We start from the raw sequence: 14,470 nt of genomic DNA, 5'->3' as shown, positions 1-14,470 counted from the left end.
AGTTGATGATCTGTTAATTTGGCTATGTTAACACGAATGAAATGTTACGACAGTGGCAAGTTGCTCGGTGATGGCGTTATCCCGAGCAAGAGATTCAATCTAGTGGAGAGTCAAGGAGCTTGCTAGCCGAGTGTGCCGAGTACTCTGTGTTTAAACTCGCAGCCAGTTGCGAGCACTTGCTCACGGCAAAGGTCGATATCTACTCCATCTAATCCTTCAATCGCTGAGACTTGCACTCGCTCAATATAGTGGGGTGCGAGGGCGATAAAGGCATTTACCGCGGCATAGGAGTCTGCAAGTTTAGGTCGGCAATGTTGGTTATAGGCCGCCTCATTATCGGCATTGAGTGAGATAGATAAGCCATCAACACATTCAGCCAGTTCGGGCAGGATGTTACGTCGATGCACAAGATTACCCAATCCATCGGTATTGACCCTAACTCGACCGCCACGACGTTTAATTTCCTTGGCGACGGCAAGCAGCGTTGGAAGATTCATGGTCGGCTCGCCATAGCCACAAAACACATATTCCTCAAAGTCTTCCACATTGCCTAACAGCGGGATAATTTCCTCCGGTTTGGGCTGGTGGGTTAGTGCCAATTGATATTCATGGATTTGCTTGCTGCCATTGTGTTTCGGACAAAAGATACAACGCAGAGTACAGCGGCCAGTGATGTTGAGATAACGGCTTTTACGAATGTCGTAGACCAGGGTTTCGGTTGCGCAGGTCTCATTGGTACAGACTTCTGCGGTAGTATGGCCATTGGCTAAGGTCTCAGTGGCGATGAGCGGTTCAGGTTTGGCTCTAGCAGTGTGTGAGTTTGGCATACAACGACTTTATTTGGGTCTAAGCGATAACTTAAGGTGAGTGTAACCAATGCCCACAGGGATAACTGCCACTTAGATCGCACTACGCGTTTTAGAATGACGCACTGCAAAAGCAAAAGAGAGCCTAAGCTCTCTTTTTATGGGATTCTCATAGATTACAGACGATAACTAATCCCGCTTATAGTCTGACTCATGTATGGCATCCAAGGAGATACTGTGGCTCTCGTTGATATGCAATGGAGTATCCTGTGTTTTTTTCGGACGCCACCACCAATGGTAGAAGCGGCTACCAACGCGCTTTGCATCATCAAGTATGATATACAGTAGCGGCACTAGGATTAAGGTCACCACAGTCGAGAATAGAATACCGAAGGCGAGTGAGGTCGCCATGGGGATCACTATCTGCGCCTGTAAGCTGCGCTCAAGAATAATAGGCACTAGACCGACAAAGGTGGTCAATGAGGTCAAGATAATCGCCCTAAAACGATAACATCCTGAATCGACCGCTGCTTGCCTCACCGATTGACCTTGTTCACGAGCTCGGTTAACAAAGTCAACTAAGATCAGCGAATCGTTCACCACGACCCCTGCAAGTGCAACGATACCACAAAGACTCAACACACTCATGGCAAGCCCTTGGATCAAATGCCCAAACAGGGCGCCGATAATCCCAAAAGGGATCACTGACATAATGATCAGTGGCTGGCTGTAGGATTTAAGCGGCACAGCCATCAAGGCATAAATGGTAAACAGTGCAAAGAAGAAACCTTGTATCAATCCGACCATGGCATTCTGTTCATCCAAACTGCCACCATCGAGAGCCGTTTGAATCTTAGGATATTTTGCCTGAAGTTGCGGCAAGTAATCTTTCTGGATTTCATTAACGACTTTAGAAGGTTCAACCTTGTTTTTATTCGCATTAGCGTTAATGGTTATCGCTCGTTTACCATCGACACGGGTAATAGACGCATAAGATTCACCCTTTTCGACTTCAGCAACGGTGGAGAAAGGTACCGACTTACCTTGCGGCGTTCGGATCAACATATTCTCCAGATAGCCAACTGTACGGCGCTGTTCTAAGGGATAGCGAACCATGACTTTGATTTCTTCTTTATTACGTAAAATACGTTGTGCTTCATAACCGTAGAAGCCGTAACGGACTTGGCGTGCTAAATCGGATAAGGTTAAACCTAATGCTTCCGCCTCGGGGCGGATTTTTAAACGGATCTCATGGCTGCCCGAGGAAAAGTTATCGGCGATATCATACACTCCCTCGTAGGTCGCTAGCTTTTGCTTAAGTTCGCGAGCCGCAGCTGATAATTCTTCTAAATCGCTTGAGGTTAATCTAAAAGAAATATCGCCACCACCGCCGCCACCGTTACCTCTAGCGTTAAAGTCGAGTTTCTTGACTGACAATAACTCGGGCAATTGTTCACGCCACTCGGTAGCAATGGTTTCACCGTCGACATTCCGATCTTCACCCTTAGTTAGTTCGGCAAAAATAAAGGCAGAGGTGCGCGAGCTCATGTTGATAAAGCTGTGTTTCACTACTTCGCTGCCGTTATCTTTCTCCATTTTGGCGTTCATTTTGTACAGGGCTTCTTCAATCTCCTGTACCACTTTAAGGGTGTTTTGTTCTGAGCTTCCCTCATCCATTTCTAATTGAACTTGGATAAAGTCGGAAGGAATATCAGGGAAGAACACCCAGCGCACTTTCCCGCTTGCCACTAAAGCGACAGACAAAATCAGCACACCTATAAAGACTGCTACTACGTTATAGCGATGCTGGATACAGCGCTCGAGGAAGTTGCGGTAACTGTGGTGAATAAAGTGTTGAACACGATTGTTAAATTTTTCTTTAAAGCGCCCAAAGAAACCCGTAGGTTCCCCTGGCTTTTTAAACTTCATATGGGCCAAGTGTGCTGGGAGAATAAATTTAGATTCAACCAGTGAAAATGCCAGGCACATGATGACGATCATGCCGATGGATTTCCAAATAATTCCCATCGGACCTGAGACCATTAGCATAGGGATAAAGGCGGCGATGGTGGTTAATACCCCAAAGGTGGCGGGCATGGCGACCTTTTGCGCACCGCGGATCACATTGTCAATCGAATGTCCGTGGCGTTCGACCTCACTGTAAGCGCTTTCCCCTATAACAATTGCGTCATCGACCACTATCCCCAAGACCAAAATAAAGGCAAACAGTGTCAGCATGTTGATGGTCATGGAGAAAGGTTCAAGCGGCATGATCAGCATTGTACCGAGGAAGCACACGGGGATGCCCATCATCACCCAGAAAGCGAGTTTAAGATCGAGGAACAACGCCAAAATCACAAACACTAACAGTGCGCCATAAAACATGTTCGACATCATCATGTTTAAACGGCCCTTGAGGTAGTGAGTTAAGTCGCCCCAAGTATCCAATTGAGCATTCGCAGGTAGGGTTGCACGACGTTTCTCGACGTAGTCTTTTACCTGCTGAGCAATATCGAGGGCATTTTGATCGTTGACGCTGGTGACTTCGATAATCGCGGCGGGTTTGCCGTTAAAACGGGTGTACTCTAGACGCTCTTCAAAATCGTCCTTAATGGTGGCAACTTGCGGTAACATCACCCGGCTACCGTCGGCACGGGTAGTGACAACGATATTGGCAAAATCATCGCCCGTATAGGCTTGACCTTTAGTGCGCAGCAGAATGTCGCCATCTTCGGCGCGTATCGAGCCGCCTGGTAAGTCGATGGAGGAGTTTTGTACCGCCGTTGCGACTTGTGAGAAAGTTAAGCCGTATTCCCGCAGCTTATCTTCCGAGACTTCGATACCGATTTCATAGTCGCGAACTCCCGTGACTTTAGCACGGGTTACGGCGGGGAGCTGGGTCAAATCATCACGCACCGATTTGGCTAGCTCCTTCATATCGTGCAGTGACATATCTCCGTACACCGACACCCAAATCACGTTGTTTTCGGGCTCGATTTTAAAGATTTGTGGTTTTTCGATGTTCACCGGGAAGGTGGAAATCGCATCCAGTCGTAACTTGGCTTCATCGAGTACGATTTGGACGTCGTAGTCGTCTTCCACTTCTACCGTGATTGAGCCAACACCTTCACTGGCAACCGAGGTGACTTTTTTAATGCCGTTGATATCTTGAATGGCTTCTTCAATCTTGATGTTGATGCCTTCTTCGATTTCCTGTGGCGCAGCACCTGGGTAAGCAACGGTAATACTCAATAAATTCAGGTTGAAAGAGGGAAATACCTCTTTATTGATCAGCACTGTGCTAAACATCCCGCCAATCAGCAGTGCCCACATTAACAGGTTAGCTGCCACGCTATTACGGGCAAACCAAGCTAAGATCCCTTTTTGCGTATCCATTATTTTACTCCAGTGGCCGCAAGACTCGACTCAGGAGCATCTTCCTTAGGCGTCTGCACTGGTTTTGTTTCTTCGCCTATCACTTTGACTAATTGGCCATTGGCCATGTTATTAAAGTGAGTGATAGCAACCCGCTCACCGGTTTTTAAGCTGTCCTTGATAAATACGTTTTCAAGATCGCTACGCACGACATTCACATGGCGCATTTCGACGATATTGTTATTGTTAATCAAGGCGACATGCTCATTGCGTACCACATGGCGAGGTAGTTTGACTATGCCATCGACGGTGCGGCCCTTAATCACGGCGTTGACAAAACTGCCGTATTTCAGTGGTAAACTGCCTTGGGTTTTGTGCTCTCGCAGGTAAGGATCTTTTATCTCGGCGACGAGGTAAACCATGCGGTTATCGGCATCAATCACCCCTTCGCTGCGGATGATATTGCCTATCCAGGTATTTTCCTTGCCTGCCAATGAGGCGCTCAAGGTGACTTGGGTATCGGGATTATCGACGGATTCCAAATAGGCCAAATCATCGTTAGAGATAGGTAGGCGAATTTCCGCAATGCGGGTGTCATACAGTTCACCAAGATTTGTACCTAGGGTAACGTATTGTCCTAAGTCGACATTTCTTGCCTTGATAATGCCATCAAAGGGCGCACGAATAACGGTACGTTCTAAGTTACGCTGGGCGCGAGCTAAAGCCGCCTGCGCATATTTAACGTTAGCTTGTTCTTTTTTCAATTGAGGTATGCGCAAACCGAGTTCAGGCGGCAATCCTTTGTCGTAACCCTTAAACTCAATTTTGGCAACTTCGCCGCGGGCGATTTCCTCATTGAGTGCTGCGGTTGCTTGAGCCAATGTCGCTTCGGCTTGCATTAAGTCGGCTTCATAATCTGAAGGTTCGATCTGGGCAAGTTGGTCGCCTTTTTTCACTATGCCACCGGCAACAAATTGAGGTGAAATCGTCAGCATCCGCCCTTGGACTTCAGTCACCAGTTGCGTTTTATATTTGGGCGTGACAACACCGTAGGAGGGTAAGTTAAGCGAAACCGTTTGTTGCTCAACCCGGGTGACATCCACTATCGGGATCGGCATTTCTTCGGGTTTCTGCTCAGGTGTCTCCTTGGTTTTCATCAGCAAACCAGCGCCAACAATAAAGAGCAGTAAGATAAAAAAAGGAGATAATCTCCTTAGTAAGGTTTTGATCATATGATTGTTACATCCGTGCTAAATCGCTTAATGCGCCTAAAGTATCAGAGTCAGGCTGCGCAATAAATTTATTTTTGTAAATAAAATGTGTCTAAAGATGATGCTATCGAGTTTGTGTCCTGTTACCGCGTCGGTTTAGTTTGCTGAGGATACAATTGCGTAGGAGTAGAGTGTTTTTTGTCATATAGGGTTCCACCCCGTACAAAAATATTTGCTAGGTCAATGAGCATAAAAAAAGCCGCAATTTTGCGGCTTTTAGGCGGAAGTAAGTATCAGCTTATTCCAAGATTAGAAAACCTAGGACTGTTTTTTGCGGGCAATTTTGCTAGCTTTTTTTGCCGCTTCTTTTTTGCTGGTTTTTTTCGCCGCTTCTTTGGCTTTTAATTTTGCCTTTTTCTTGGATGGAACTCGCGCCTCTTTGTGCTTAGGACGTAATTCCTCAATGATTCGGCGTTTAAGGGGTTGCTCAATATAACGCTCAATCTTACCAACGATGCGCATATCATGGGCCTCAGCCAGAGAAATTGCCGTACCTTTGGCACCCGCGCGGCCAGTACGACCAATACGGTGGATGTAGGTATCGGCTGAACGTGGCATATCGAAGTTAATCACGTGGGTGATATCATCAATATCGATACCGCGGGCAGCCACATCGGTCGCCAGCAATACATTCACTTCGCCCTTAGTAAAACGACTTAAGGCTTGGAAACGTTTCTTCTGTTCCATATCTCCGCGCATAAAAGCACAAGGGATGCCGGCTTGGAGTAACTGACCTTCGAGGCTAGAGACCACATCGCGAGTCTTCACGAATACGATGGCGCGTTTTACTTCTTCCTGTTTTAACAAATGGCAAAGCAGGGCAAATTTATGGTCTTTATCATCGGCGAGATGGATCCATTGGTGGATCTTGGCTTTCTCTTTGCGCGGTGCATCAACATCGATTTCGATAGGATCATTAAGCACTTCGCGGGCAAAGCGGATAACACCACTGCCTTCAAGGGTGGCTGAAAACAGCATATTCTGCTTGCGGCCTTGGGCTTCGAGTGCAATGGCTTTTACCACGGCTGAGAATCCCATATCGAGCATACGGTCAGCTTCATCGATGATCAGTATGTCGACGGATTCTGCACTGAATTTACCTTTATCTAAATATTCCATCAGGCGACCCGGTGTCGCGACCAGAATATCGATATTGCCCTTTAGCGCTTCTTCTTGAGGTGCATAGGGCACTCCACCCGTGATAATGGCAATATTTAGCCCTTGGTCTGTGGCTAAATGGCAGGCATAGCGGTGAATTTGGCTCGCCAATTCACGGGTTGGGGTAAGAATTAATACACGCGCTTGACCCGAGTAACGACGCGGGAAGTCGATTAGATGTTGTAGCGCGGGTAATAAGAAACTGGCGGTTTTACCTGTACCCGTCGGGGCGCGCGCCAAAATATCCCGTTGCTCTAAAGCATGCGGCAACGTTTCTTGTTGGATTGTGGTGGGCGTATTGTGCCCCATGGCTTTAAGTGACTCTAATAAGCTAGGGTCAAGCTGGAAATCTTCAAATTGCATGCGCAGCGTCTCGACGAATAATAGCCCAGCATTATAAAGCTTATGCCTGTTAACTTAAATAACTTAATCCCAATGGCTTCGCTTTTCGGTGACGGAGTTGATAGAAAGGCCTCTTTTACTCTGAACCCCACAGATAAATTCGCAGTGATAATGTGATTTGTCGCATTTTGAGGCAGACAATTGGTAAAACTTGTATAAGATAAAAGTGATTTTTGTAACAAATGTCTGGCGTTTATTCAGAGTGTTGGATGGATTGTATCCGCGTGGTTTGGCGTTTAAGCAATAAATCGATGCCATTTATAGACCATACTCATCATTTTATGGCCCCTAAGCGTTAGCCCTACTTGAATTGGCAAAACATTTCGGCGTGATTCTATTTATCTAATATGGGCTTGAATATTATGATTTTTAATTGGTTATCATCTTTTTTTACTTCATCTCAAGATAGCCTGTTACTCAATGTTTATTACGACCCTTTATTGGTCACTATTTCTATTTTTATTGCTATTTTTTCTGCCTTTATGGCGTTTCAAGTTGCGACACAAGCTGCACGAACCCAATCTAAATCGCGACAGCAAATTATGTTATTCACTGGCAGTCTTGTCCTCGGTGGGGGCGTATGGTCAATGCATTTTATTGGCATGCTGGCCTTTAATTTATGCACTCCAGTTTCTTATCAGTTTGGTCTTACTGCCTTATCGGTGTTACCCAGTATTGCGGCCTCGTGGGTGGCGCTTAGCCTACTATCTCAACCACGTATTCGGTTTCCCCAAGTATTGATTGGCGGTGTTTTAGTGGGTGTCGGTATTGGGGTAATGCATTATGTGGGGATGGCTGCCATGGATATGGCGCCATTATTGCGTTACGACCCTCTAATATTTGCTCTGTCGATTATCGTTGCGGTGATTTTAGCCATTATTGCACTTTGGGTTCGTACCGGACTGAATCAGTTTATCTCATCCAGCATGAGCACTATTACGAGTAATTTTATTGCCAGTATCGTGATGGGATTGGCTATTGCAGGTATGCATTACACGGGTATGGCGGCGGCGCGTTTTGTTAAACCCGCTGGACTAGAGCTTAGCGAACAAACGTCTGAAATTTCGTTTTATCTTGCGCTCGGGGTATCGATTATTACCGTCGTCATTATCTGCTTAGTGCTGATTGTGAATGTGATCTTTAAATATAAAGATCTGTCTTTACTCGCTAAATCAAACGAAGATCGAATGCTGGCTATGATGGATACCGCAGTGGATGGCATTATCACCATCGATGGTCAAGGTATTATCGTTAGCGTAAACCAAGCGGTGACGCGTATCTTGGGGTGGCCCTCGACAGAGTTACTTGGTAGCAATGTCAAAAAAATTGTGCCTGCCTCCATTCGCCCCCAGCATGATAGTTATATCGCTCAATATGTTAAAACCCGTGAGGCACAGATTATTGGTACGGGGCGAGAGGTGCTGGCGCAGCATAAAAATGGCCATTTAGTGCCCGTCCGCCTCGGTATTGGGCATATGATGCAAGGCAAATCCCATTACTTTGTCGGTTTTATTTCCGATCTCAGCCAGCGAAATGAGATGGAGCAAGAGCTGAAAAATAATGAGGCAAAGCTGAGATCGTTGATCAGTAATATCCCCGGGGTGGCCTATCGCTGTATGAATACTCAAGGCTGGCCCATGGTTTACATCAGCGATGCGGTATTTAATATCACGGGATACCCAGCTTCAGATTTTGAGCTTCCTAACGCTAAACGTTTATTCTCTTCGCTTTATTATCCCGATGATGTCGATACTATTTACGCACAAGCACAGCCACCAACCTTTTCAATGGAATACCGTATTATCCGTGCCGATGGTGAGGTGCGTTGGCTGTTTGAGCATGGAAATTATATTTTTGATGAGCAAAATCCAGACGGGTGGATTGATGGTTTTATCATGGATATTACTGAACGTAAGGTAATGGAGCAGGATCTGGTGGCCGCGAAGAATACTGCGGAACAAGCTGCCGCCGCTCGCTCAGCCTTCTTGGCCAATATGAGCCATGAGATCCGTACCCCAATGAATGCCATCATAGGTTTTAGCGATATTTTGTTAGAGTCATCCTTGGATTATGAGCAACAAAAGCAATTATCAACCATTAATCGTTCGGCCAAATCATTATTGCATTTACTCAATGATGTTTTAGACAGTGCCAAACTCGACAAAGGCAAGCTGGAACTTGAAACTCGGGTTTTCTCTTTAACGGCTGAAATCGACACTGTGATCTCAACCTTGTGGTTACAGGCCCAAAAGCAGCATTTATTACTGGAAGTGGATATCGCGCCAACGATGGGAACCCACTTTATGGGGTCGCCTGAGCGGATACGCCAAGTGCTGCTCAACTTAATAGGTAATGCTGTTAAATTCACCGCTGAAGGAAAAGTGACCGTAAGAGTTTTCTCTCCGTTAGACAATCAAGTGACATTTGAAGTTATCGATACTGGGATTGGCATGTCGCCAGAGCAGCTTGAGCGAGTGTTTGATGCCTTTTCCCAGGCGGATGCCTCTATGAGCCGTAAATACGGTGGTACTGGCTTAGGTACTACTATCAGCAAACAATTAGTAGAGTTAATGGGCGGGCATATTGAGGTTGAAAGCCGCTTAGGTTTGGGCAGTACCTTCCGATTTACAATTCCTCTCATTCAAAGTGTTGAAAACTTGACTCTACCGAGTTATGACAAGGTGTCACTGCCTCCATTAACAATACTGGTAGTTGATGATATTCAACAAAATATTGATCTGCTTTCAGTATATTTAACTCGACATGGACATCGAGTGATTACTGCCCGTGATGGTGAGCAGGCTCTATTACGAATGCAAAGGCATGATATTGATATCACCTTAATTGACTTACAGATGCCAGTAATGGATGGCTTAACCGCAGCAAGGCGTAGACGCCAACAGGAGCTTGAATCCGGGTTAACCTACATGCCGATGATTGCGTTAACAGCGAGTGTGCTTGAGCAGGATAAACTCGAGACACAACAAGTAGGAATGGATGGTTTTGCTAATAAACCCATTGATTTTTATTTATTAAATGTCGAAATCGCCCGCGTATTAAACCTTGAACTGTCCACACAGTCATTCAATAAAAATGAGCCCGATCTCAATGCCATCATCGATGAGCAAAGAGGGATACAACTCTGGGGAAGTAAAGCAAAGTTTATCCAAGAATTAGAAAAGTTTATCGCTCAATGGCCCGAAAAGTCTCGGCAGCTTGAGCAGGCAATTAACCAATCGGATCGGGATGCGATTGTCCAGCAAGGTCATGGATTAAAAGGCATTTCTGGCAATTTAGGCTTATTCCGTTGCATGGCCTTGTTTGCGGCATTAGAGCAAATGGCTGACTCAGAGCCACAGGTTTTAGTGGCTAGACAGCAGTTATTCAATGAACTTGAATCAACCATAGTGCAGATCACTCGTTATGTGCAGCAACTCGCTCACTATAAAGACGTGCAGATATCTACTCCTCAGACTGATCCAAACCAAGCTTTACCGCATATTGATGCTTTAATTGCGGCAGTACAACACCACTCCTTTGAAGAAGCTGATTTAACCGCCATTGAAAATCTATCGGTCCATCAACCCATGGTAAACACCATTGTTGATGCCCTCGATAATTTTGATTTTGATATTGCCCATACTGAATTAGTTAAGTTGCGGCTTGTCATTAGCTCACATAAGGAATAGCTATGCAGATTGCGACTGACGATAAGAAGACCTTATTACTGGTAGACGATGAGCCAGTTAATTTGCGGGTTTTGAAACAAATATTGCATCAAGACTATCGTTTGATTTTTGCTAAAAGTGGTGAAGAAGCATTGCATCTTGCCAAGGTTGAGCTGCCGGCTTTAATTTTACTCGACATCATGATGCCTGATATGACGGGTTTAGAAGTATGCCAAGCACTTAAAAGCATGCCTGAAACCCTGCCGATTCCAGTGATCTTTGTGACTGCGCTTAACGACGAGCATGATGAGGCGGCAGGTTTTGATGTAGGTGGCGTTGATTACATAGTCAAACCTGTGTCACCAACCATAGTTAAGGCTCGCGTTAAAACCCATCTCTCCCTTGTGCAGGCAGATGAATTACGTCGAACACGTCTGCAAGTTATTCAACGCTTAGGTCGCGCCGCCGAATATAAGGACAACGAAACCGGCACCCATGTAATGCGCATGAGCCACTATGCTCAAATCTTGGCGTTGGCCTATGGTCTTAGTGAGGCACAGGCGGATGACTTATTACATGCAGCACCTATGCATGATATTGGTAAGATTGGTATTCCCGATAGCATTATGCTTAAGCCTGCTAAACTCACCAAAGACGAGTTTGCTATTATGAAAACTCACCCCCATATCGGTGCTGAAATTATCGGTGAAGCCGATTCTGAGTTGTTACGGTTAGCAAAATCAGTGGCACTTACCCATCACGAAAAATGGGATGGTACGGGTTATCCAAATGGCCTAAAGGGAAAAGACATCCCGCTTGAGGGGCGCATCGTTGCCCTTGCTGATGTGTTTGATGCGCTCACTAGCAAACGTCCTTACAAAGAAGCTTGGTCGATTGCAGAAACGATGGCGTATCTTCATGAACAGAGTGGCTCCCATTTTGACCCTGAATTAGTGCAGTTATTTACCGAAAATTTAGATAAAGTGATTGAAATTAAAAATAAATGGATAGATAAGTAGCCATTGGTTTATCAGGTGCCTAACTAGCATGCCTATAGCTTAAGATAGAAATCCTTTGTCAGTTCGACCATTTGATTCGTGTAACTTCCCTCTAATCCACGGATGGTGAATATGGTTTGTAGGCACTGGCTCCCCTGTGTTTTAGTCAATAACAGCAAAATGCGATTGGCGGCTTTATTCTCCACACTTTTAACCTGTACCTCTTGCCTGAGATAAAGTGCGAACTGATTTAGGCAGACTTTAAAGCGTATAAGACTTTGAATCGGCAATATAAGACTTGCAGAACCCTCAGGTGATAAGCATTGGGAGATTGCTTTTAGCAATGGCTCAAATCCTAATGTATCGGTATGGCGCGCCATCGCTCTATGCTGGTCGTTCGCCTTGGGGCCATGTTCGAAGTAAGGCGGGTTGCAGATGATATGGTCAAAATATCCGTAATACTGAGTTTGCTGGCAAAAGTCTTGAATATCGCTATGGATAATACTGAGCCTGTCCGCCCAAGGACTTTGCACCATATTGAATTGGCATGCGGCGGCGGCTTTTTCCTCAAGCTCCACCGCGGTGATCTGCCCAAGGCTTCGCTGCGCCGCCATTAAACTCAATAATCCACTTCCGGCCCCTATATCTAGAATGTGTTTTGCCTGAGCAAGCGGTGCCCATGCGCCTAATATCACGCCGTCGGTGCTAACGGGCATGCCACAATTAAGATCATCAATGTGGAATTGTTTAAAGGTAAAAGCCATGAAAACTCATTTATCCGATGAATAAGGGAATGCGATTTAAGATCGTGGCTATTTTAAAGGGCGAGTTGTGCTTTCGCTAAGATTTTTATGGTTATGAGTCGGGCGCATTGATGTTTAAAGATTCGTCCTGAAACGCCAACATGCCCTAATCGCTCTATTCTTCCTATGAGATCGCGTTTTTGTATTTTTGTGCTGTTTTGAGTCTAAGTTCACTTAATTGGCGGTTTAATTTATTACCTTGGTAACTCATTGTTAGCAGTTAATTAGCATTGGAACGCTTTTTTCGATAAAAACTATCTTACCTGTTGTATTGATTTTTGAATTCTGATATTAGTTTCGCCCCCATTTTTAATCAATTTTATGATTAACGGATAGGTGAACGGGTTTTTAGGTGAATAAATCGGCAATGAAGCCAATTTTTAGTTCATTTTTGTTTATAAACTCAGCAGATATCGCACATATTTACCACGGAATTGTGTAAACATAGATTTGCACTCCGGATGGGCTTTGTTTTAGCTATGGCTAATCGACACATAATCACTTAAGTTTATTAAAAACAATAAGACAAGATGGGGCTTTCCGTGCAAGACAATCAGATGAGTATTGGGGATACATTAGGCTTAGGTTTTATGACCTTCGCGTTTTTTTTGGGGGCGGGTAACTTAATTTTTCCTCCCTTTGCGGGGATGTTAGCTGGGGAGAACATGCTCCTTGCAATGCTAGGGTTTCTCATCACTGCCGTAGGTTTACCTTTGGTCGGGCTCATTGCTGTTGCTAAGGCTCAAGGTAAGGTTATGGCGATGTTGCCTGTGTTTGCGGCAACGGCATTAGCCATTGCGATTTATATCATCATCGGGCCTGCATTTGCTGCGCCGCGTACCGGTCTAGTGGCCTATGAAATCGGTGCTAAGCCCTTTATTGATAACACCACAGCAACCATTATGCTTGGCAGTTTATCGCTTAATCTGTCGCAACTAATTTATACCTTGTGCTTCTTTACTGTGACTATGCTGCTGGCATTGTTCCCCGGGAAATTACTCGACAGCGTCGGTAAAGTATTAACCCCTATCCTATTGTTATTACTAGTAGGTTTAGCCTTGTCTGTGGTGTTTTTACCCGCTTCTGATGTTGGTGCGGCCGTAGGTGATTACAAGAACCATCCGCTGACTAAAGGTATCCTTGAAGGCTATAACACTATGGATACTTTGGCATCTTTGATGTTCGGTATGTTGATTATCGATCTGCTGCGTAAAAAGGGCATCGAGCAGCCTAGCGCACAGACTAAGTACCTTATTCGCGCTGCCTTTATTGCCGCAGCGGGTCTTGCCTTTGTTTATGTGTCATTGTTCTTTTTAGGTGCCACGGCGGGTGATATTGCCGCAGGTGCTAAAAATGGCGGTGAAATTTTAACTAACTATGTGACCCGTGAGTTTGGCAATTTAGGCACTGTGTTGTTATCGGCAGTGGTAACGCTAGCCTGTTTAACTACGGCGGTGGGATTAGTGAGTGCATGCTCTGAGTTTTTCAATGAGCTAATGCCAAAGCTGTCTTATCGTTTTCTGGTGATTATATTAAGCGCTATCTGTGCTGTGATTGCGAACGTTGGGCTGTCACAACTGATTAATATCAGTATTCCGGTATTAATGACGGTTTACCCTGTGGCTATTGCACTGGTCGCGGTAACCTTTTTAACTGAATATTTCCCTCGTCCGCAGTTTGCTCACCGTGCGACCCTGTCTGTGGCACTCCTGTTTGGCATCTTTGACGGTATGAAGGTTGCCGCAAAAAGCCTCACGGGTGAAGACGGTAAAGGCGTGACTGAAGCGGCGCAAAGCTTTATCGATCTGGTCAGTGGTATGTCTCCCACCCTGTCTCTCCTACCGCTGTATGAAGAGGGAATGGCGTGGTTATTGCCAACCTTAGTTGTCATTGTGCTGTGTTTAATGATTCGCGGTGGCGGTGCAAAAGCAGTCACTGCCGCCTAAATAAAGGCGACTGCCAGTCGCGGAGAAATTAAGTTAATATCAA

8 protein-coding genes are annotated in these 14,470 nt (G+C 45.4%); 3 read left to right on the top strand and 5 right to left on the bottom strand.

Annotated features, from left to right (window positions below):
• Window positions 1–122 precede the first annotated feature (122 nt).
• The 4 genes from KXJ80_RS19335 to srmB all read right to left on the bottom strand — a co-directional run bounded on the left by KXJ80_RS19335 (window position 123) and on the right by srmB (window position 6,973).
• A complete protein-coding gene (locus tag KXJ80_RS19335) occupies window positions 123–827 on the bottom strand; it encodes a TatD family nuclease-associated radical SAM protein (RefSeq protein ID WP_099456938.1) in 705 nt (234 codons plus the stop codon).
• 168 nt (window positions 828–995) lie between these two features.
• Window positions 996–4,202: an efflux RND transporter permease subunit gene (locus KXJ80_RS19330; RefSeq protein ID WP_259474492.1), complete on the bottom strand. Its 3,207-nt coding sequence runs from the start codon at window positions 4,200–4,202 to the stop codon at window positions 996–998.
• Complete coding sequence (locus KXJ80_RS19325; protein ID WP_099456936.1) at window positions 4,202–5,413, bottom strand: efflux RND transporter periplasmic adaptor subunit; 1,212 nt, start codon at window positions 5,411–5,413, stop codon at window positions 4,202–4,204. The genes KXJ80_RS19330 and KXJ80_RS19325 overlap by 1 nt, the downstream gene beginning before the upstream one ends.
• 297 nt (window positions 5,414–5,710) lie before the next feature.
• Window positions 5,711–6,973, bottom strand: a complete 1,263-nt coding sequence (gene srmB, locus KXJ80_RS19320) for an ATP-dependent RNA helicase SrmB (RefSeq protein ID WP_099456935.1) — start codon at window positions 6,971–6,973, stop codon at window positions 5,711–5,713.
• Window positions 6,974–7,359: 386 nt separating this feature from the next.
• Here srmB and KXJ80_RS19315 point away from each other — a divergent pair, with 386 nt between their 5' ends.
• Both KXJ80_RS19315 and KXJ80_RS19310 read left to right on the top strand, forming a co-directional pair.
• A complete protein-coding gene (locus KXJ80_RS19315) occupies window positions 7,360–10,701 on the top strand; it encodes an MHYT domain-containing protein (RefSeq protein WP_099456934.1) in 3,342 nt (1,113 codons plus the stop codon).
• 2 nt (window positions 10,702–10,703) lie between these two features.
• On the top strand, window positions 10,704–11,699 hold the full coding sequence (locus KXJ80_RS19310; RefSeq protein WP_047535039.1) for a response regulator: 996 nt from the start codon (window positions 10,704–10,706) through the stop codon (window positions 11,697–11,699).
• A gap of 32 nt (window positions 11,700–11,731) precedes the next feature.
• On the opposite strand, the gene KXJ80_RS19305 is transcribed toward KXJ80_RS19310, so the two are convergent.
• Window positions 11,732–12,442: a tRNA1(Val) (adenine(37)-N6)-methyltransferase gene (locus KXJ80_RS19305; RefSeq protein ID WP_099456933.1), complete on the bottom strand. Its 711-nt coding sequence runs from the start codon at window positions 12,440–12,442 to the stop codon at window positions 11,732–11,734.
• A gap of 569 nt (window positions 12,443–13,011) precedes the next feature.
• Here KXJ80_RS19305 and brnQ point away from each other — a divergent pair.
• On the top strand, window positions 13,012–14,427 hold the full coding sequence (gene brnQ / locus KXJ80_RS19300) for a branched-chain amino acid transport system II carrier protein (protein WP_069453432.1): 1,416 nt from the start codon (window positions 13,012–13,014) through the stop codon (window positions 14,425–14,427).
• Window positions 14,428–14,470 lie beyond the last annotated feature (43 nt).

It is taken from the genome of Shewanella xiamenensis (genome assembly GCF_024971755.1).
In the GTDB taxonomy this organism is placed as follows: Bacteria; Pseudomonadota; Gammaproteobacteria; order Enterobacterales; family Shewanellaceae; genus Shewanella; species Shewanella xiamenensis.
Note: the sequence above shows the minus strand (reverse complement) of the source record. Positions and strands in the feature narration are given on the sequence as shown.